A 21,637-nucleotide genomic window follows, 5' to 3' on the forward strand; every position below is an offset into this window, starting at 1 on the left:
CATTGAAAATATTAATTGTAGAGGATGACAGAACAATAGATTCGATTATCAGCGAAGAATTAAATCAGTGGGGATATCATACGCAAAGCATCGGAGACTTCACAACAGTGTATGAAACCTTCAAAAGCTTTAATCCCGATCTTGTCTTGATGGATATCAGTCTGCCTCATTACAACGGCTTCTATTGGACACAGAAGATTCGTCAGGAATCAAATGTCCCAATTGTATTCATTTCGTCATACGCCGAATCGATGGACATGGTGCAGGCAATACAATTTGGAGCAGATGACTATATTACGAAGCCTATCGATATTGCGGTAACAAGAGCCAAGATACAGGCGATTTTGAGGAGGACATATGACTATACGTTGGAAAGTGATAAATTGTCATACGGAGCTCTGACACTGAATCTATCCTCGGCAAAGCTGGAAGGACAAGACTTTTCTGTAGATTTGACAAGAACAGAATTGCTGATATTAGAGATTTTGTTCAATATGAAAAATCAGATTGCCGGGCGAGAGGAAATTATGAACCACTGTTGGCAGGGGGATGATTTTATAGATGACAACACATTGGCAGTCAATATGACTAGACTGAGAAAAAAATTAAGTGGCGTAGGTCTGGGAGAATTGATACAGACCAAGAAGGGAATAGGATATTTTCTACAATGAGGGTGAATATGCATAAGTTAGCGGATTTTTTAAGAAGTGAATATAAGGCAATAATTGTTTCCCTTTGTTCAGTCGCTGTGTTTGGATTGATCTTTGCATTTGCTAATCTCAACAAAGAATATTTTATACTCGGAGCTGAAATTATTGCTTTTTCTGATGTAATATACTTATTTATCCAGTATTTTAATTACGAGAGAAGAGAGGGCGCCCGGGAAATTGCAGAGAAATTGGAGGTGGAAAACAGACAATTGCAAAGTCAAGCTATAAATGACAGACGTGATCTGGAGGAGTATTTTCTGCTGTGGGTACATCAAATCAAGACGCCTATTACAGTTGCTAAGCTTATTCTGCAAAAGGAAGAAACAGTGTATGCAAAGAAGCTTAAAGAAGAGCTGTTCTATATTGAAGAATATACGAACATGGCAATTAATTATTTGAAAATTAAAGACCGACAGGCAGATATGGACATAACGTCAGTGAGGTTGGATGACATAATAAAGAGCTTGCTGAAGAAATATTCTATGATTTTTATAGAAAAGCGAATTTCACTGGAATATAAACCTATTCCAAATGAAGTTTTTGCTGATGCAAGATGGTTATCTGTATTAATAGAGCAGATTCTTGCCAATGCCCTCAAATATACGAAAAAAGGGAGTATTCGGATTTCTTATGAGGAAGAGACGAACACCTTGAGTATTCAAGATACGGGAATCGGAATACGCTCGGAAGACTTAAAAAAGATATTTGACAGAGGCTATTCGGGATTTAACGGAAGAATAAACGAGAAATCCAGCGGCCTCGGACTTTACCTGGTTAAAACCATTTCAGAATTGATAAATGTTGAAGTGAGTGTAAAATCTACCTTAAATGTCGGCAGCGTGTTTACAGTGCGTTTTCCGTCCAACCTTTCAGAGTTGTAAGATTAGAAGTAAGGATTGTCATATTAGATAAATGCAGCAATCAATACAGTTGTATAAAATTAGATTATCTGGGAAAGGAGTAACTTAAAAATATGGCAATCTTAGAATTAAAAAATGTAAAGAGAATATACCAAACAAAAAAGGTAACGACTGAAGCTCTCAAGGGAGTGAACTTTTCCGTAGAAAAAGGGGAGTTTATCTCTATTATGGGCGAGTCCGGTGCCGGAAAGACGACGCTGTTGAATATCATAGCAACTCTTGACAGGGCGACATCAGGCACAGTTGTTCTAAATGGTCAGGATACCACGTCGTTAAAGGATAGTGAGATTTCAAAGTTCCGCAGAAGAGAGCTTGGATTTGTATTTCAGGACTTCAACCTGCTCGATCAGTTTAACAATCGCGACAACATATATCTGCCTCTTGTTCTCTCAAATGAAAAAGAAGCTGTTATGAGGTCAAGGTTAAGTGGTCTTAAAGGACCGCTCGGAATTGGTGAGCTACTGGAAAAGTATCCGTACGAGATATCGGGAGGTCAGAAGCAAAGGGTTGCTGTAGCGAGGGCAGTGATTACCAATCCTGCTCTGCTTCTTGCTGATGAACCCACAGGTGCACTTGACTCACAGTCCTCGGAAACACTGCTAAAGATGTTCCGTACAATTAACAGTACCGGACAGACTATAATAATGGTTACACACTCGCTGAGAGCGGCGTCGTATGCAAACAGGGTATTATTTATCAAAGACGGTGTCGTTTATCACGAAATATATCGTGGTGAAAATGAGAGACAATCGGAGTTTATGGAGCGTATAAATCAAGCTCAATTTATGTTGAATCGAGGTGAGCAGTAATGACGTTCTCAATGGCCGGAAAGTTTGCTTTTCAGAATCTGAAGGCAAACAGATTGTTTGAAACTCCATTTGTATTATCTTTAGGTATAATGCTTATCATGTTTAACATCATGGCAAGCTTGATCAATAACGAATACGTTCAGACCAGACATGCAAGTCTTCCTACTGTTATCGCAATGGGAGCAGCGGTAGTTGGAATTTTTGCTTTAATCTTTGTGACATACACTACGAATTTCCTACTCAAAAGGCGAAACAAAGAGTTTGCATTGTACGCTATCCTGGGATTGGAAAAGAAACATATTCGAAAAATCATCAGCATAGAATTTTTCGTGCTGTTTGCTATAATTGCATTTATCGGAATTGTGGGCGGCTACGTATTTGGGCAGCTTACATTTCTCGGACTTAATCATCTGATGCACGATGTTTCGGGAAGACCTATGGACTATCCTTTCAGTGTCGCGGCCATGCTTATAACCCTGATAATTGCAGTAGTACTATATGTAATTACGGTTCTGCGCAGCAGCTATAGGATCTATTTGACTACTCCGATTCAGCTGCTTGGTAAACAGCATAGTGGAGAAGGTGAACCGAAATCCAGAGTGTTTATTTCACTTCTGGGATTTGCAGCATTGGCAGGAGGGTATACCATTGCCTTAGTGACAAAAGGAGCTGTATCATCCTTATTATACTTTTTCGTTGCTGCCTTGCTGGTTATGCTTGCGACATATCTTCTGTACGTGTCATTTTCAGTTATAATTTTGAAGTCGCAAAAGAAAAAAAAGAGCTACTTTAAACCGACGCGATTCTTAGGCACCAGCGGACTCCTATATCGAATGAAGAGTAATGCTGTGTCACTGGCAAGTATCTCGATTATGAGTGTAGGTATTATAATTACCCTGTCCGCTACTGCAACAATGTATTCGAATGTTCAATCGATGGCGGAAAATGTACTTCCGAGAGAGTATCAGATTAACAGTAATGTGCCTTTGAACGAAAATAATTATAAAGATGTTTCCAAAGCGCTTGCTGAAAGAGTTAGGAAGACGGAAAGCGCCAATGCGCATATTTCGGATGAATTCGTAGGTTATAATATAATTGCAGCTACAATTAAAAAGGGTAATTCATTAAAAGAATATAATGGCTCCGGCGGTGTGCCCAGTTACGTTATGGTTTATGACCTGGACAGCTATAACGCAAGAACTCATCAAAATATTAAATTAAAGGATGACGAGATCCTTGTCTGCGCTAATATGAAGCGTTTGCTTGATATGGACAGTCTCAAAATAGGCGGACGCAAATTCAAGGTCAGAAAGATTGAAAATATAGTTCCGTCAAACTACGCTGCAGAGGTTTACGGTGTTATTGCAAAAGATTTTTCTACAATGCAGTATATCAGCAGGTCGATAAGAACATTGAATATGAAAAAATCAAGGATGGAAGATTCAATCATAAACTGCAATGCGGATTGGAATGTTAAAGGTATCTCGGACAAGGCCTATACGAAGGAGCTTAATAAGCTGAAGCAAGAAAAAGAATATGAAGTTGCTGTGAAATCCGAATATTTAAAATCTGTTTATGAGCTGAACGGAGGTTTTCTCTTCCTTGGAGTTATAATCGGGCTAATATTCCTGACAGGTACTATCCTTGTAATTTACTATAAACAGGTAAGCGAGGGCTATGAGGATCGGGAGAAATATCAGATAATGAAAAAAATCGGTCTTTCTGATGAGCTGATTAAGAAGACCGGTGCGTCTCAGATAGTATGGATGTTCTTTGCTCCGCTCGCAGTTGCAATTATCCATTCTGTGGTTGCATCAAAGATAGTATATCAATTACTGGGACTGTTTGGCGTAAACAGCTTCGTGCAATACGGAACCTTATTCGGCATAGTAATTGCAATGTTCTTCGCAGTTTACTTTGTAATTTTCAAATTTACATCGCGCAGATATTATAAGATTGTACATTAACCGGTAGCTATGAATCCGGTGAATATACGAGCAAATTATCTGAATGAGAAATCTGCGATTTGAGCATGAAGAATACCAGTTGTTCAGAATACGGATATAGATTAAAATATCAACAAATACCGCACCTGCATCATATCGATGAAGGTGCGGTATTTGTATAGCAGCAAACTGTCCTTTATATATAAATCCTGAGTATTTTTTGAGTATTTTTGAATGTTTAAGAGTGTTTTTGAGTTTTTGTGTAGCGTAATCATTAAATAAGTGTTGTATATGTTTCTATACAATTTATTGAACATAGCATAGGGCAGCTTACAGATCGGGATTATGTTACCCTAGGCTTGGGACTTTTACGGATGAGTTTATTATGACTAATGCAGAAAGGATATACGGACATGCAGAAAAATAATGGGATGAAGCTTGTGGTATTGATGTTGATGGTAGTCGTTATTGCAGCCGGTCTTAGCGCATGTAGCGGTAAAAATGGCAATGATAGCAAGACTCGTATAATCAAGGATGGAGCAGGTCGTGAGGTTAAGGTTCCGAATAAGGTCAAGCGTGTTGTTTGCGTTGGCGTCGGATCCCTCAGATACACTTCATATATGGATGCTGCAGATCTTGTTGTCGGAGTAGAGGATTATGAGAAGAAAGATAAGACTACGGCATTACCTTATAATTATGTCAATCATTCAAAGTTTGAAAAGCTGCCTGTAACGGGTACGAACGGAATTCCAAACACGGAGGCTATAGTTAAGGCAAATCCTCAGGTGATTGTTCTTAGTTCCTTCGCATCAGTTAACGCCGATGAACTATCTGAGAAAACCGGGATTCCGGTTGTAGTGATACCGGGAAGTGATACTACTCTTGATAAAAAAGCATATAAGACAATAGAAATTATGGGTAAGCTCTATGGAAAAGAGGACAGAGCCAATGAATTAAAGGAATACTTCGACGACGTTAAGAAGGACCTGAAGGATAGAACGAAGGGAATAAAAAACAAAAATAAACCGCTTGTTTACGTCGGAGGTGTGTCCTTTAAAGGTCATCACGGATTTGAAGGGACCGAAGCTCTCTACGGACCATTAGAGTTGATAAGAGCAAATAACCTTGCAAATACAACCGGGCAAAAGGGTGCATTTAATATGGACATTGAAAAAGTTGTGGCAGCAGATCCTGACATAATATTCTTGGATTTTAACGGAATACAGATTATTAAACAGCAGTACAGGCAGAATAAGGGGCTATATGATAGTTTAAAGGCGGTAAAGAAAGGCAAGATATTCTCTCAGATTTCATTCCGTTACTGTGCTACTAATCTGGAGACATCAATAGCCGACTCTTACTATGCCGGATGTAAAGTATTCCCTAAGGAGTTTAAGGGCGTAGACTATGAGAAGAAGGCGAGAGAAGCTTTCAAAAAACTGTTAGGCAAGGATATCTACGATGATATGAAGGAGGAAGGATATGAATTCCGTTCTCTCAAGCTTGGAGAATAATTGCTCATCAACCTCTTATAACAGCAAGAAGAACTATTCGATCGGATTTCTTATAATTCTGGGAACAATTCTGATAATATTCGTATTTGTTTCTCTTAGGATTGGTCTTTATGACACTTCGGCTACTGAAATCCTGAAGGGGATTGTAGGAATATCAGATGACAACAGAATTAATCTCATTGTAAGAAATAATAGACTTCCAAGAATATGTACGGCACTTGTTTCCGGTGCAGGGCTCGGGCTTGTTGGCTGCATTCTTCAGGCAGTCCTGCACAATCCGCTTGCATCTCCTTCAACTCTCGGCGTATCACAAGGAGCGACCTTTGGAGCTGCTGTTGCTATTGTAGTTGTTGGATTAGGTAACCACTCGATCATCGGGATAACCCTGCTTTCTTTCACCGGATCAGTTGCAGTTGCAGCTTTGATACTTGTGCTATCGAGATTTAGACAAATCTCTGCTGAGGGAATTGTGCTTGCCGGTGTGGCTATAAGTGCGATGCTGACAGGGGCAACGACTCTTATACAGTATTTTGCAAATGACATTGAGTTAGCAACAATAGTTTTCTGGACATTTGGAGATCTTGGAAATACAACATGGTCAGATATTAGAAAAATAATGGTGATAGTATTATTATTGATTTTATTCAGCGTACTGCACCGCTGGGATTATAATGCATTATTAAGTGGCGAAGAAACTGCAATAAGCTTGGGTATCAATGTCAAAAGACTGACTTTAACCAGTATGATTATCTGTTGTCTAACGAGCTCTGTAATTGTATCAAATATAGGACTTGTAAATTTTATCGGCTTGATAGCACCACATATTGTGAGACTTGCAGTTGGAAACAATTATATTTATCTGATTCCGGGATCCACTATTGCAGGATCGTTAATTTTACTGTTAAGTGATCTCTTTGCAAGAATAGCTATCTCGCCGATAATATTGCCAATTGGTGCAATTACATCCTTCCTTGGAGGTCCGTTATTCCTCTTTCTGTTACTCAAAAGGGGGAGACGAAGATGCTGAAAATAGACAATCTGTACTTTCATTACAAATGTGGAAGGGAGATTTTGCATGATGTCGGATTTTCGGTTAATCCCGGGCAATTCAAGGCAATTCTGGGGAATAACGGTGTCGGTAAAAGTACCTTGCTCAAATGTCTTAATCATATTCTCAGACCTGAGAAAGGTTCAGTCCAATTACATGATGAAAATATTTTAGAGATGTGCAATCGTGATGTTGCAAGACGCATTGCCTTCGTGTCACAAAGTGTTCCAAGTACGGAGGTTACGGTTCATGATTTTGTGATGCTGGGAAGAAGACCATATATGAAATGGAGCTTTACAGAGGAAGATCATAATATCATTCATTCGGCTATGAACAGGCTCGGGATAGAACACTTGAAGGGATGCTTTATTTCGGAGTTATCCGGAGGAGAACGCCAGAAGGTTATGTTGGCGAGAGCCCTTTCGCAGCAGCCCGAGGTGCTTCTGCTTGACGAACCGACCAGCTCTCTTGATCTTGCCAACCAACATCACGTTCTAAAGCTTGTCAGAGAGCTCTGTGATAAGGACAGCTTCGCCGCAGTTATTGTCATTCACGATATTAACCTGGCGCTAAGATATTGTGATTCTTTTCTGCTGCTCAAAGACGGAGAAGTATATGCTGATGGCGGAATTGAAGTACTTAAAGCAGATCACCTAAAAGCTGTGTATGGAATCGACGCGGAAATAGTCGAGGTAAGAGGTCACAAAATTATATTGATGGACTAGATTTATAGGAGATAAATCAAACGGATTTATAAGGAATGTTGTATAACACAAGTTTTTGTTGACAAGGAGGTTGACATGAAAACATGGGAAGACTGTGTAGCCTTTCATGGGCATGAATGTGGGGGCTTGACGATAGGATACAAAGCATCACTTTACGCGATCGAATTACTGGATATTAAATTCTCCGAGGATGAAGAATTAGTGTGTATTTCAGAGAACGATGCCTGCGGAGTAGATGCTATTCAGACGATGCTCGGGTGCAGCATCGGAAAAGGAAATCTGCTTTTTCACATGAGAGGAAAGCAAGCTTTCTCCTTTTACAATAGGACAAGCAATAGAGCTATAAGGTTGGTACTAAAGGATAAACCGGATGGAATGACTAGAGCTGAATCGTTTGAATATTATCAGCGATCCGAACCTCGTGATATGTTTGATGTTAAGAAACCTCACATCGCTGTTCCTGATCGTGCAAAAATCTTTGAGTCGTATACATGCGAGTGCTGCGGGGAAGTAACGGGGGCAAATTGGATAAGGCTCGAAGGCGGCAAGAAGCTATGCTTGGATTGCTGCGATAAATACAATAGATTTGATGTGTGAGTGAACTGCGTTCGGAGATCAACCTGCCTTTTGCTAATCAGGCGATGGCAGGTGTTTTTAATGAATTAACTGTTAATATTCCTTGCTACTATCAACCATGTGCATTACAATAAGGTCGTATGATTAACTAAGATAGGAGCAATAAATGAATTACAAAGAGTCAAGAGTATATCTGGACGAGCTGTCCGGATACGGAAGTGTACTTGGCCTGGACAGCATGCGGGAACTACTCCATAGGTTGGGTGATCCACAGGACGAGCTAAGGTTTATACACGTCGCGGGCACCAACGGTAAGGGATCGCTTCTCTCGTATCTATCCAACATTCTAATTCAAGCAGGATACACCACGGGGAGCTACTATTCTCCGTGGCTTTTTGAGTATGGCGAACAATTTCAGGTGAATGGTCACCATATCGGCGAAAAGGAACTGGCAAGGTGTACAACCGAGCTTGCAGCTGAGATTAGACATATGGAGGAAGATGGACTCAGATCTCCAACGTTGTTCGAGGTAGAGACAGCGTTAGCTATGCTGTATTTTAGAGCATCCAAATGTGATTATGTGGTACTTGAAACCGGTCTCGGCGGCCGCGAAGACGCTACGAATGTTGTAACCACGACGGTGATTGAGGTAATCACGCCAATATCGATGGATCATATGGCAATCCTGGGTGATACAATCGCAGAGATTGCTGTCGAAAAGGCCGGAATAATCAAGCCTAACACTATTGTTGTCAGCGCCAAGCAGCACATAGATGCCGAGAAGGTGTTATCTGAACGATGCAAGTCTTTAGGCTGTGAGCTTAGGACGGTTGCGGACACTGAAATCAAAGTGTGCTCGTTAGGGCTAAGAGATCAGAGCTTTGAATACAGAGACTGGCATGATGTGCATATTTCACTGGCCGGTACGTATCAGTTTAAGAATGCGTCCCTTGCTATTATGGCTACTGAGGCGCTAAGAGACAAAGGCTGCGATATATCGGATCAGGCGGTATATGCCGGATTAAAAGCCGCTCGCTGGGTAGGGAGATTTACGCAAATTGCAGAGGCCCCTGCAGTGATAATAGATGGAGCTCATAATGATGGAGCTGCGATAGCGCTGGAGGATTCCGTACAGCAATATTTTGGAGATAAAAAAGTAATACTGGTTATTGGAATATTTAAGGACAAGGAATATGAGAGTGTGCTTGCACATCTGGTGCCACTTGCCAAGCAGGTTATAACAATTGAAACGCCTAACAGCGACCGGGCATTACCGGCAGATGTGCTAATGGAGAAAGCGTTTCGGTATTCGGAATATGTCGAGGCGGCGGAAAGTATTTGCAAGGGCATGGAGGCCGCGCACAGCTATGCGTTACAGGATGATGTAATCCTGGTGTGCGGATCGCTGTCGTTCCTTGGCGATGTGAAGCAGTTTGTAGATAGAAGGAGAAATAATGGATAAAGACAAGATTATTGAAGGCGTCAAGCTCATACTCGAAGGGATTGGCGAAGATCCGGTCAGAGAGGGATTAATCGAGACCCCTGAACGAGTCGCAAAGATGTATGAAGAGCTGGTGTGTGGGTATAACGATTCAGCCGGTACACATCTTGAAAAACGCTTTGCCGTTGAAAATAACGATATTGTGATGGAAAAGGACATAGAGTTCTATTCGCTGTGTGAGCACCACATTCTACCGTTTTATGGACGCGCTGCAATCGCATATATTCCGAACGGAGAGGTTATCGGGCTCAGCAAGATGGCCAGAACGGTCGAGGTATTTGCCAAGAGACTGCAGCTGCAGGAGCGACTGACGGCGCAGATTGCAGATGCTTTTATGAATGAGCTGAAGCCAAAGGGTGTGATGGTTCTCATTGAAGCAGAGCACATGTGTATGACTATGCGCGGCATCAAGAAGCCGGGAACCAAGACGGTAACATCAATAGCTCGAGGTGCATTTGACGGCAATGAGCAGCTACAGAACAAATTCTTTAGGATGCTGGAGAGAAGATAGCTATGGCATATAGCACAGATTTCATAGAACCATATATGGATGTGACAGCTCCAAATGAGGAGCACGATGCAGCTCCATGTATACCGGAGAGTATGGCGAGACTTGAAGCAATCTATCGTGATGAGATGTGGCTCAGCTGCATGGCCGAGATAGAAGCTGCAGAGGATGAGCGCAGGTACTGCAAACACGATATATCTCATTTGATGGATGTTGCTCGCATCGCATACATATACTCTCTGGAAGAGGACTTAAAGCTGGCCAGGGATGTGATTTACGCTGCCGCTCTGCTGCATGATATTGGCAGGAGCGCCGAGTATCGCTCGGGGGTATCTCACGATGAGGCGGGAGCGATAGCTGCCGCTGAGATACTAAGCAGGTCACATTTCACGGAGAATGAGCGTGCAGCTATTATAAATTCAATTCGCAATCACCGCGGCAGCAATTGCGTTTCGGAGGATTCGTCAAATGCTTTGCAGGTGATCATAAAGAGAGCAGACAAACAGTCAAGGCTTTGCTTTGCCTGTGAAGCCTCGGAAACCTGCAACTGGTCGGAGGAAAAGAAGAATCACAGCATCGAATATTGATACACCTTGATAAACTGTTAAGGTTGTTGCGATACAGATAAATGTGCTCTCGGTATAAATGGTAAGTATCCGTAATACAGATATGGCACTTGAACAATTTCATAAAGTTAAGAATGGTTGAGGATTAATAAGAATGGTTGAGGAATAAAATGAGAATCGGCAATAAGAATTTTGACCTTGAAAATGACTGCTACATCATGGGAATACTTAATTTCACCCCTGATTCATTCTCGGATGGCGGCAGATGGAATGACATGGACAGCGCACTGCATCATGTAGCCGAGATGATTCGTGACGGAGCGGCTATAATTGACATAGGAGGAGAGTCAACCAGGCCGGGACATATCCGGATAACTGAAGATGAGGAAATTGCAAGGATTATTCCCGTTATTGAGGCTGTGAAGGAACGCTTTGACATCCCTGTTTCCATCGATAGCTACAAGGGCTCCGTTGTAGAAGCTGCGCTTGCTGCGGGTGCAGATATGGTTAACGATATCTGGGGCTTCAAATATGATGAGACAGTTGCAGCTGCAACTGCCAAGTATGAGGTGCCGGTTTGTCTTATGCACAATAGAGATGATAAGGTGTATGGGGATTTTGTATCAGAGTGGTTGGATGATATGAGTGGTTGTATCGAAATCGCTAAATCGCATGGAGTCAGCGTGAACAGAATTATTATGGATCCCGGATTTGGCTTCGGCAAGCTGCCGGAGCACAACCTGATGGCTATGCACCATCTGGATAGGATGCAGGAGCTTGGGATGCCGGTGCTGCTGGGCACTTCGAGAAAGTCGACGCTTGGACTCATACTGGATTTGCCGGTGGACCAGCGCATAGAGGCTACTGTGGCAACTACGGTATACGGTGTCGCGCAGGGGGCATCGATATTTAGAGTACACGATGTTAAGGAGAACTACCGTGCGATGAAGACTATGCAGGCTATCCTGCGTGAACACATATAGTATGCAGTGATGCGGCGCTTCCAAATCTATTGCCGTGTCAGATGAATGTACCCCAGGAGATGTGAGAGATGTACGATGAGATAAGAATAACCGATCTGGAGGTATTCGCTAATCACGGAGTGTTCCCGGAGGAGAATGCTCTGGGGCAAAAGTTCGTATTTACGATAAAATTGTATACGGATACCAAGCTTGCCGGCAGGACTGATGAATTAGAGAACTCCATTAATTACGGTGACGTAGCAACCTTTGTAACTGAATTTGCCAAGGAACACACAGTAAAGCTACTCGAATCGGCGGCGGAACAGCTTGCTGAGGCGTTGCTCCTGAGATATGCGCGGGTCAAGGGAGTATCTGTTGAAATCAAGAAGCCTTGGGCGCCGATTGGGTTGCCGCTGCGAGACGCATCAGTCAAGATTGAACGCTTCTGGCACAAGTCATACGTGGCAATTGGATCAAATATGGGAGATAAACTTGGGTATCTGGATTTCGGAGTTAAACGCATGGATGAGATCAAGGGCTGCAGAGTTAAGCGTGTTTCGTCCTATATCGAAACTGTACCTTACGGAGGAGTTGAGCAGGACAATTTCCTCAACGGCGCACTGCTGGTTGAGACGCTGCTAACACCGGATGAACTCCTAGTTGAGCTCCGGAGAATAGAGATAGAAGCGCATAGAGAGCGCAATATCCACTGGGGTCCTAGAACTCTTGATCTGGACATTATCCTCTATGATGATGAAGTCGTGGAATCCGATAATCTAATTGTTCCTCATATAGAGATGCATAAGAGGGATTTCGTGCTTAGACCATTGGCGGAAATCGCACCATATGCTAAGCATCCAATTTTGGGGCAGACAGTACTGCAGCTGCTTGATAAATTAGAAAAGTAATTGTAACGTTTTCTTATTATCTGAGTCATATATGTAGAAACAGCTGTTAAGAAAAGGGGTAACAATGGATTTAGAACATATATATCACGAATATTTTAGTTCAGTCTATCGTTACATCTTCTCTATGTGCAGGGATTCGCACATAGCTGAGGAGATTACACAGGAGACTTTCTTTAGGGCGGTAAAGTCTATCGATTCGTACCGCGGTGAATCGAGTATGAGAGTTTGGCTGTGTCAAATCGCCAAGAACTTATATTTTACATATCTTAAAAAAGAGCGACATACTGTTGATATCGATAAATTGGATGAGGAACAACTGATAGATGACGGCGTAGAAGCTACCATACTCAGTAATGAACAAACTCATGAGCTCAGATACGCAATCCACAATCTTGATGAACCGTACAAAGAAGTGTTTATGCTCAGAGTGTATGCTGAAATGCATTTTAGAGATATCGGGACACTGTTCGGAAAGTCGGATAGCTGGGCACGCGTGACCTATCATCGTAGTCGCCTTAAGATAATAGATGATTTGGAGGATAAGGGATGAAGATAAGCTGTGACGTGGCAAGGGATTTGATGCCTTTGTATGTTGATGACGTTCTTTCAGAGGATAGTGTGGCCCTTGTATTGGATCATACTCGAGAGTGCGATAGTTGTCGCACCGAGCTGGAACGGTTAGCGGGAGCCCAGTTATCGGACAGTGTAGCCGAGACCATTGATGAGGACATAAGTTTATATGATTCATTAAGGAAGATTAGGCGACGTATGAGCCTTAGACAGCAGCTTACTGTATTAATTACTGTAGCCGTGATAGTGATCATAGGGGCGACTGGTTGGTATTTTTATGATCAGTATGAATTGTATCTTCCTTATGATAAAGCAGAAATTACGTATAGGGATGATATGCTTTATTCCGGTAGTACTGGTTCATCGTATGAGCGGATACTATCGTCTGATCTTAAAACTATGATTGTTGTAATTTCGACAACTCATAGAAGTGCGCATGATTATAAGAAGATGTGTTATGAAAGCGTGCTGTGGAATGGCCCGAAACGTGAGACAACATACTATGATACGGATGGCAAGGAACTGGTTGCTAATATTGATAAAGTATATTATATTTCGGAGAGCGGTTGGAAAGATTTCGAGAAGACGGATGATTTACTTAAATTGGGAATACCCACAGAAAGATTACAGCTAGACAAATACGATAAGAGATTTGAAAAAATTAAGAATTCTTCCAAGCTGATATGGACAAAGTCAGACGGGTTTGTGGGGAAGTAGCTATTAGCGAAGCGGCAGATGCACTCGCATCTGCCGTATTTTTGTACGGCTAAACATAACAAATCAGTTATGTAGCTTATGATTATAAAACGATTATACAAAACAAAGTCTCTAATGTAATATTTAGTTGAAAATACTGTCTTGTTTTTAACAAGAGCTTTCTTATGGATGATTTTAATTGATTGTGGGGGATTGAGTATGAAAATTTTAGGTATTTCGCTAGGGACAAAAAACGGCAACAACGATACCATGTGCCGCGTTGTACTTGAGCAGGCTAAGGCGATGGGATGCGATATCGAGTTTATCCATCTATTCGACTGGGATATCAAACCGTGTACAGGGTGTGTTGCATGTTCTAGAGCTCTTGTAATGGGTAAGGGAATGGTATGTTCGCAGAAGGATGATTTTGCTGCACTATATGACAAGATGACGGATTCTGACGGAATACTCATCGTTGACCCAATCTTTGAGTCCGGTGGTACAGGTATGTTTCACAACCTCATGGACAGAATGGGTCCCGGACACGATACAGGTATGATGCTCGGGTGCCAGGAAAAGCTGATGGAGGCCGGCAAGGAGCCACTGCCGATGAAGTATTTCAAGCAGAGAGCAATCTCTTTTGTAGGAATCGGAGGTTCAGACTGGGCTGTACGCACAGAGACTGACCACGCAATGCTCGCAATGAGCCCTGGCTGGAAGGTTGTAGATAACGATTATTTCTCGTGGTCGAAGGACGTTATCGTTCAGGACGACAAGGTTGCTCGTATCAGGGAGATTGGTAAGAATCTAGTAGAGGCTGCTAAGGACATCGCTGACAGAAACCTCATGATTATGGAGCCTGACAACGATAAGCTCGATTACTTCAAGGGCCCTAAGGGCGCATGTCCGCACTGTCACGGCAATAACTTCTACATTCACCCGGGAACTAATGAAGCCGAGTGTGAGCTCTGCGGTCTTAAAGGAGAGCTGGTTATGGAAGGCGGAACGCTTAGACTCAAGTTCGACCCTGCAACTCTTCATCATGCTCATGACCTGCTGTCCGGTAAGGCGCTGCACGGCAAGGACATATTCGAGAATGAAGGCCGTCTCATGAACCTCTTCAAGGATGAGAAGTTTAAGGAGCGCAAGGCACATTACACAGCAGTATGTGAGCCAACTCCATCTCCATCCAAGTAGGACGGCAATTGGTCAACGCCGGTAATACGATATATAGATAATAGGCTGCTCTCAGTGCGCAGCTTATTTTTTTACAAATTCTTACTCGCGTGTACAGGCAATGTTCTCGCGAGCAAGCTCGTATGCACTGCCACGCCGTCATTATGGAGAACAAGGTATTCTAAATATTATGGAAAGCTCAAATTAAAATGCAATTATATTGCGCGCACTTTAATGGCAAGTGGATATAATACGTGGTATAATATATGAAATAGATGATATTATAAAATTATGGATGTAGGAGGGTACTGACATGCTAGACAAGAAAGTAGCAGAGCTAATTAATAATCAGATTAACAAGGAGTTTTATTCCGCATATCTGTATCTCGACTTCGCTAACTTCTACAATGATGCAGGCTTGGACGGATTCGCAAACTATTTCGATGTGCAGGCTCAGGAGGAGCGTGACCATGCGATGCTGATGAGAACATACCTCTTCAACAACGGTGAAAAGGTAACTCTATCCGAGATTGATAAGCCGGATATGAAATGCAAGGAGATCTATGACGCACTAAATTTCAGTCTCAAACACGAGCAGTATGTGACAAGCCTCATCAACAAGATTTACAAGGCTGCCAACGAGGTAGACGACTATCGCACTATGCAGTTCTTTGACTGGTTCGTCAAGGAGCAGGGAGAAGAAGAAAAGTCTGCTGATGATCTGCTTAAAAAGTTTGAGCTGTATGGAAGAGATCCTAAGGGGCTTTATGCGCTCAATCAGGAGCTGCTGGCGAGAGCTTACGCTGCACCGTCGCTAGTTCTATAAGGCGCGTGTTCTGTAGTCGGATTGAGATATATCATGTCAATCAGATATACTAACAGTTATTAAGAGCCGGGTTTAGCCCTGCTCTTTTTTATAAAATTTTGTATCAACTAAGCCTTACTTCGCATTGACAAAGAGCTCCGTCTGCTACTGACGCAGCTCGTATTTTATGTTATATTAATATTGTTTTGTCGGAATGGTATGCGTAAAGCATGCAGCTTTATTACCGAAAAATACATATTTTTAATATTTATTAATAGTTTATAAGAACAATTGCTAAAGGAGCGTCACATGAGTTCATTAAAATTCAAATTGCCGGGTATTGCAGCTTGCTTTATTATCGCACTGCCGGCATGGTTCCTTGGGAAGCTCGTTCCGGTTGTCGGCGGACCGGTATTTTCCATTATTTTAGGTATGATTATCACACTGGTGTGGGTGAATAAGGGCATATGTAGCGAAGGAATAAAATTCACATCCAAATATATACTTCAGATGGCTGTAGTTCTCCTTGGCTTTGGTCTCAATCTTAATGTAATTCTTAAGACCGGAGCTCAGTCGCTCCCAATAATTATCTGTACGATTTCCACGTCACTTATTCTCGCGTACATCATACATAAGGTGATGAAGGTCGACGCCAATTCTGCTACGCTTGTCGGCGTGGGGTCATCAATATGCGGTGGGTCTGCTATCGCAGCTACAGCTCCGGTAATTGATGCTTCGGATGACGAGGTTGCGCAGGCGATTTCAGTAATATTCTTTTTCAACGTCATTGCGGCGCTCGTGTTCCCGATATTCGGTCACTTACTCGGGATGAGCACGACGAGTGGAGAAGCCTTTGGAATATTTGCAGGAACTGCTGTAAATGATACATCGTCTGTAACTGCGGCTGCTTCGACATGGGACAGCATGTGGCATCTCGGATCTCAGGCTCTTGACAAAGCGGTGACGGTTAAGCTGACGAGGACTCTGGCAATCATCCCTATAACGTTGGTGCTGGCAATTTTCTCGGCCAAAAAGAAGAGTGAGGTGAGCGCTGATGCAACCGATACAAATTCATTCAGCCTTAAGCGCGCTTTCCCGATGTTCATCTTGTATTTTATAATTGCATCGATAATAACAACTGTATGCGTATCAATAGGAATTAACGCTGAGGCATTTGAACCGCTCAAGACTCTGAGCAAGTTCCTGATAGTAATGGCAATGGGCGCTATCGGTTTGAACAGCAATATAGTGAAGCTAATCAAGACCGGAGGGAAGCCTCTGGTACTTGGAGCAGTGTGCTGGGTGGGAATCACGATTGTCGGCCTGATAATGCAGCGCATGATGGGGTTGTGGTAGAGTTGTGAGAGCGTGATAAAGTGAGTGCCGAATGTGTGCTACGTTGCAAATCAAGAATTTTGGCGAATTTATGCAACCTGAAATCTGAGTAGAGAAATAATCTCCCTGGATTTCAGGTTTTTTATAAAAACGAACAATAGTCTTTAGAATCAATTAAAAAGTTAGAGAAAACTAACAATAATACATTTTCTTAGAAGGTTATGTTGATTATCATCATATTTTATGTGGATATTTCCAATACATAATGATACAATCAGCTTGAATTAGTATAGTCTAACTATCTAGATTTACTAGCTTGCAGTATTATTTAACACGCTTTTACATTGCATGTATTTATTCATTAAGGAGGAATAGGTAGATGAAAAAAACATGGCCGAAGAAATTACTGACCGCGGCTCTGACATCGAGCATGATGGTCAGCATGTGCGCCGTCAATTTGTTTGCGGTGACTGGCGACCAGGTTGCCAAGGATAAGGTTTATGTAGGAACCGGTTCTGTTGAGGCGGATCCTAATTCTGTGTGGTCCGGATACGATATCACCTTGCAGATGGAGGTTAAGGGCGGTGTCATCAAGTCTGTTACCTGCACACCTGCAGCCAACATGGATAAAATGAACAAAGGATATGTCGATTTGACAAGGATGCAGCTGGCCTCGCTTATTGGTAAGCCGGCTACGGCTAAGTCTGTCAATGAGTTAGTCGACACTAACACAGGCGCAACGTATTCACTAAAGAGTGCGAAGAAAATTGCAGCCAAGATAATGCAGAATGCAGAAGCTGCAGATGCATCCGGTTCTAATCCCGGCACAAATCCGGGAACAAACCCCGGAGGCTCCACTAATCCGGGCGGCAACACAGGAACTACAATACCCAGCTTAGATGGTATCGGTGACAATGATTATATCTATGGCAAGCTGGATGTACCATATGCAGATTTCTACTACGGCGAGCTTAAGGAACTGCATAGTGGCACTCAGACGATGGATTTAAGCGCTGCTGACAAGGCATCAGGAATGAGAGACGCAGGGCGGTACGACGCCGTGACGAGTGCTACTAAGAATAAGGCCAAGAGATTTCCGACAACGTATTATGAGGAAACATCTAAAACAGTTGAGATTCTAGGAATCAAGGACACTTCTGTAGCCATCAGAAAGGGTCTGTATCTGGAAGCCATGCAGGCTATCAAGGATGGTAAGACATCCAATAATCCATTACTTGAGATGGTCAAGAAGTTTAGACTTAATGAGAATCCAGGGCAGGCTACTCCTGAGTACAAGATTCTAAACGGGGATGGCACTCTCAATGCTACAACTACACAGAAAATATTGGATCAAGCTGCTAGGGTAGAGGTTGAGACTGGCAGCCCATGGGGTAACTATCTTGTGAATGTACAGTCTGAGAAGATTCCCAGCTCCGACGATATTGAGGGTATCATCGTCAAGACTAGCGATGGGAAACAGTACGGAATGGAACATCTTGAAAACATTTGGCTTCGTGCAAATGAGTTTTCATTTGCTGTAAAGCCCGGTTTTGTCGAGCCTCACGGTAACACTGTTGATTACAAGCGTCACGAGGGTCTGCAGGGAGCAACCATCACTCAGATTCGTTATCTGATTAGAAATAAGGCTGACCTCGTTATTAACACAAACGTGCTCTGCAAGACTCTGTTGAGTGAAGGGCAGGGGGCAACCGTCAATGATGAACAGTTCAAGGATGGAGTTGTTGTTAAGCCAGTACTCAAGACACCGGCTGGCAGCAATTATAAGCTTGTTTCTGTCAAAAAGGGTAGAACTACACTTGATAAGGACATAGATTATACTGTTGAGGGCAATAACATCGTCATTAAGGATACAGGTAAAACCGGCATAGGTCGGTATTCTGTAACCTACAGTGATGATAAATACGAGGATATCAATGCCTCCTTCATCCTTAGATCAAAGTATAAGGATGGAGAGGTTAAGCTCGTTGATAACAAGCTGACATTACCTGAAGGCCTATCCAGAGAAGCTTATGCTGATTCAATTGGAAACATTCTCATTGATGGCAAGAGAGTAAGAGCTAATAATCTCATGAAGGATCTGTTTAACGAGGATGGTTCCGTTAACTTCGCTCTCAAGCTCAAGGGCAGGGATGGAAAGGAAACTCCGCTATTCACAAAGGGTGCAGCAGGAGTGTATACTATTGAACTCGTGTCGCAGGGGTATCCAAGTGTTAAGAGCATGGTGATCGCACCCGGAACAAAAGAAGTAACGGCATATGCTGCTGATTCTGAGCATGCAGTTAAAATGTCATTCCTCGGCTACAAATTAAATGGCTATAATCTAAATGGGTACGAATACGAAGCTTATGACATCTCGTATAGAGATGCTACTGATAATGCTGTTGAACCGGTAGCAGGACAAAAGGTCAAGGTGCGTATTGAGCTGCGCAAGGGAGAGCCTTCCAAGCTTGAGATTTTCCATGATAAGGGGAATAAGGTGCTCGAAAAGATCAAAGATTATAAGGTAATTGATGGCAAAAAGATTGAGTTTGAGACAGATAAATTCTCAACATTTATCTTTGCTAACAGAACAGGCAGCAACGTAACGCCAAATAATGGAAATAATAGTGGCGGAACAGCAGCTGTTGATTCCGGTAAATCAAATGTTAAAAAAACTAGGCTCATAAAGAGGTCAGGAATAGTAAGGACCGGAGATTCAAGCGCTATAATTGCTTATGCATTCAGCATGGCTGCAGCAGTGTTGCTTGTGATAGTGGTAGTTATCGCAAGGAGAAGAAGGAGCGTTAGATAACGCGTGGCAGTTTAATTCTCTCGCGAACTAATAACTGTAAAATAATATAATAGCCTAGGACTGCTTACATGCAAGCATATTCCTAGGCTATTATTTAAATCAAGATTGTTCACAGCTGATACCGATTGTCTGATAATATACGAATATATTGTCCGGTATTCTATTGACTAATAATCATACCGTTTGCGCATCAGAGCCAGTGTAATCATGGAGATGATAAATGCCGCTATCTCTGATAGGGTGTTTGACCACCAGATTCCTTCGATTCCAATCAAAATAGGCAGTAAAATTACAAACGACAGCTTGAATACAAACGTTCTCAGGAACGATATTATTGCTGAAACCCAACCATTATTCAAGGCAGTAAAGAATGATGAGGCAAATATGTTGATCCCGACGATTATGAAGCACAGCGTGGTAATCCTCATAGCGTGTACTGTCAAAATTAAAAGTGAGGTGTCATAGCCCACAAAAAAGCTTGAAAGCGGTTTTGCCAAAAACTCTCCAATTGCGAGCATCACGGTACCGGTGATAAACAGAAGTTTAAAACTTTTTGACAAAATATTTCCTAGTTCATTCGTATTGCGTGCTCCGTAATGATAACCGATAACCGGGGAGCAGCCCATCGCATATCCTATAAAAATCGCTGCAAATATAAATTGAACGTACATGAGCACGCCGTATGCAGCTACTCCGTCAGAACCTATATATTTTAGAAGCTGCACATTGTAGAACATGCTGACAAAGGATGATGTAATGCTGGTAACCATTTCGGAAACTCCGTTACCGCAGGCTTTGGCAATTGGACGAAGCTCCGGCTTGCATCGCTTTAGATTGAGTAAACTTGAATTAGGGCGTATAAAGTATACCAGCGGAATCATAGCTCCGATAAATTCACTGATTCCAGTTGCGTATGCGGCACCGGCAACTCCCATGTGAAATACGTAGATTAGAAGTGCGTCAAGAATGATGTTTGAAAGACCTGCAAACACCGTACACAAAAGACCGAGGTGAGGTTTTTCTGCAGCAATCAAAAAGTCTTGAAAACTGTTCTGGAGCATGAAGAATACATTGAAATACATGCTTATTCGTCCATACGTAACGCAATCATTGATCATATCTGAATTTGCACCAAGAGCAATGCAGATTGGTTCCATAAAGATATATATAAATATGCAGATTATGATGCCGACGACAGCGGTTGTTGATATCATCATGTAGAAGTATTGTTCTGCGCGTTCTTGTCTCTGTTCTCCGAGCGTTTTCGCCACCAGTGCGGCGCCGCCGGTGCCAATCATGAAGCCTATGCCGCCGACAATCATCTCCACAGGCATAATAAGATTTATAGCCGCAAATGCTGTTTTCCCGACTATATTAGACACAAATAGACCGTCTACAACACCATATACAGACGTAAAAACCATCATTCCTATTGATGGAATGACAAATCTGAGAAGCCTAACATAGGTGAAATGATCTGATAATTGAATTTTATTTTTCTTTACCGTGTACTTCATACTTTTATATTCTACATAAGAGCTGAAATTTGT

Annotated in this window: 20 protein-coding genes; 19 read left to right on the forward strand and 1 reads right to left on the reverse strand. The window is 42.3% G+C overall.

The window, feature by feature from the left end:
* The first annotated feature begins 2 nt into the window (after positions 1-2).
* From HMPREF0581_RS05505 to HMPREF0581_RS05595, 19 genes are all read left to right on the forward strand, one after another.
* Entirely contained in the window at positions 3-671 is a 669-nt protein-coding gene (locus tag HMPREF0581_RS05505; protein ID WP_036381160.1) for a response regulator transcription factor, read from the forward strand.
* An 8-nt stretch (positions 672-679) separates the two neighbouring features.
* Positions 680-1,591 carry a sensor histidine kinase gene (locus HMPREF0581_RS05510; protein WP_036381164.1) on the forward strand — a complete coding sequence of 304 codons (912 nt, stop codon included), beginning with the start codon at positions 680-682 and terminating at the stop codon, positions 1,589-1,591.
* Between the two features lie 92 nt (positions 1,592-1,683).
* Positions 1,684-2,439 (forward strand): ABC transporter ATP-binding protein, encoded by a 756-nt coding sequence (locus tag HMPREF0581_RS05515; RefSeq protein WP_036381167.1) that lies wholly within the window; start codon positions 1,684-1,686, stop codon positions 2,437-2,439.
* On the forward strand, positions 2,439-4,406 hold the full coding sequence (locus tag HMPREF0581_RS05520; protein ID WP_036381170.1) for an FtsX-like permease family protein: 1,968 nt from the start codon (positions 2,439-2,441) through the stop codon (positions 4,404-4,406). The genes HMPREF0581_RS05515 and HMPREF0581_RS05520 overlap by 1 nt, the downstream gene beginning before the upstream one ends.
* 392 nt (positions 4,407-4,798) lie before the next feature.
* A complete protein-coding gene (locus tag HMPREF0581_RS05525) occupies positions 4,799-5,899 on the forward strand; it encodes an iron ABC transporter substrate-binding protein (protein ID WP_036381173.1) in 1,101 nt (366 codons plus the stop codon).
* Positions 5,868-6,926, forward strand: coding sequence for a FecCD family ABC transporter permease (locus HMPREF0581_RS05530; RefSeq protein ID WP_051426953.1), 1,059 nt, complete (start codon positions 5,868-5,870; stop codon positions 6,924-6,926). Before HMPREF0581_RS05525 ends, HMPREF0581_RS05530 begins: the two co-directional genes overlap by 32 nt.
* Positions 6,920-7,672, forward strand: coding sequence for an ABC transporter ATP-binding protein (locus HMPREF0581_RS05535; RefSeq protein WP_036381176.1), 753 nt, complete (start codon positions 6,920-6,922; stop codon positions 7,670-7,672). The genes HMPREF0581_RS05530 and HMPREF0581_RS05535 overlap by 7 nt, the downstream gene beginning before the upstream one ends.
* A gap of 75 nt (positions 7,673-7,747) precedes the next feature.
* On the forward strand, positions 7,748-8,269 hold the full coding sequence (locus tag HMPREF0581_RS05540) for an FmdE family protein (protein ID WP_009644725.1): 522 nt from the start codon (positions 7,748-7,750) through the stop codon (positions 8,267-8,269).
* Positions 8,270-8,414: 145 nt separating this feature from the next.
* Positions 8,415-9,710, forward strand: a complete 1,296-nt coding sequence (locus HMPREF0581_RS05545; RefSeq protein WP_036381180.1) for a bifunctional folylpolyglutamate synthase/dihydrofolate synthase — start codon at positions 8,415-8,417, stop codon at positions 9,708-9,710.
* The gene (gene folE / locus HMPREF0581_RS05550; RefSeq protein WP_009644593.1) at positions 9,703-10,260 is read left to right on the forward strand and encodes a GTP cyclohydrolase I FolE; all 558 of its coding nucleotides are present in this window, start codon (positions 9,703-9,705) and stop codon (positions 10,258-10,260) included. Before HMPREF0581_RS05545 ends, folE begins: the two co-directional genes overlap by 8 nt.
* A gap of 2 nt (positions 10,261-10,262) precedes the next feature.
* Positions 10,263-10,844: an HD domain-containing protein gene (locus HMPREF0581_RS05555; protein WP_009644664.1), complete on the forward strand. Its 582-nt coding sequence runs from the start codon at positions 10,263-10,265 to the stop codon at positions 10,842-10,844.
* A 149-nt stretch (positions 10,845-10,993) separates the two neighbouring features.
* A complete protein-coding gene (gene folP / locus HMPREF0581_RS05560) occupies positions 10,994-11,806 on the forward strand; it encodes a dihydropteroate synthase (RefSeq protein ID WP_009644793.1) in 813 nt (270 codons plus the stop codon).
* 68 nt (positions 11,807-11,874) lie between these two features.
* A complete protein-coding gene (folK, locus tag HMPREF0581_RS05565) occupies positions 11,875-12,693 on the forward strand; it encodes a 2-amino-4-hydroxy-6-hydroxymethyldihydropteridine diphosphokinase (RefSeq protein WP_036381183.1) in 819 nt (272 codons plus the stop codon).
* A 64-nt stretch (positions 12,694-12,757) separates the two neighbouring features.
* Entirely contained in the window at positions 12,758-13,243 is a 486-nt protein-coding gene (locus HMPREF0581_RS05570; protein ID WP_036381186.1) for an RNA polymerase sigma factor, read from the forward strand.
* Complete coding sequence (locus HMPREF0581_RS08330; protein WP_009644709.1) at positions 13,240-13,980, forward strand: zf-HC2 domain-containing protein; 741 nt, start codon at positions 13,240-13,242, stop codon at positions 13,978-13,980. Before HMPREF0581_RS05570 ends, HMPREF0581_RS08330 begins: the two co-directional genes overlap by 4 nt.
* A gap of 198 nt (positions 13,981-14,178) precedes the next feature.
* Entirely contained in the window at positions 14,179-15,156 is a 978-nt protein-coding gene (locus HMPREF0581_RS05580) for a flavodoxin family protein (protein WP_036381189.1), read from the forward strand.
* A 292-nt stretch (positions 15,157-15,448) separates the two neighbouring features.
* Positions 15,449-15,961 carry a ferritin gene (locus HMPREF0581_RS05585; protein ID WP_009644615.1) on the forward strand — a complete coding sequence of 171 codons (513 nt, stop codon included), beginning with the start codon at positions 15,449-15,451 and terminating at the stop codon, positions 15,959-15,961.
* Between the two features lie 288 nt (positions 15,962-16,249).
* Positions 16,250-17,296: a YeiH family protein gene (locus HMPREF0581_RS05590; RefSeq protein ID WP_009644599.1), complete on the forward strand. Its 1,047-nt coding sequence runs from the start codon at positions 16,250-16,252 to the stop codon at positions 17,294-17,296.
* A 358-nt stretch (positions 17,297-17,654) separates the two neighbouring features.
* Entirely contained in the window at positions 17,655-20,087 is a 2,433-nt protein-coding gene (locus HMPREF0581_RS05595) for a hypothetical protein (RefSeq protein ID WP_036381192.1), read from the forward strand.
* 167 nt (positions 20,088-20,254) lie between these two features.
* Here the strand turns inward: HMPREF0581_RS05595 and HMPREF0581_RS05600 are convergent, their stop codons facing one another.
* Positions 20,255-21,604, reverse strand: a complete 1,350-nt coding sequence (locus HMPREF0581_RS05600; protein WP_036381194.1) for an MATE family efflux transporter — start codon at positions 21,602-21,604, stop codon at positions 20,255-20,257.
* Positions 21,605-21,637 lie beyond the last annotated feature (33 nt).

The organism is Mogibacterium timidum ATCC 33093 (genome assembly GCF_000525775.1).
Classification (GTDB): domain Bacteria; phylum Bacillota; class Clostridia; order Peptostreptococcales; family Anaerovoracaceae; genus Mogibacterium; species Mogibacterium timidum.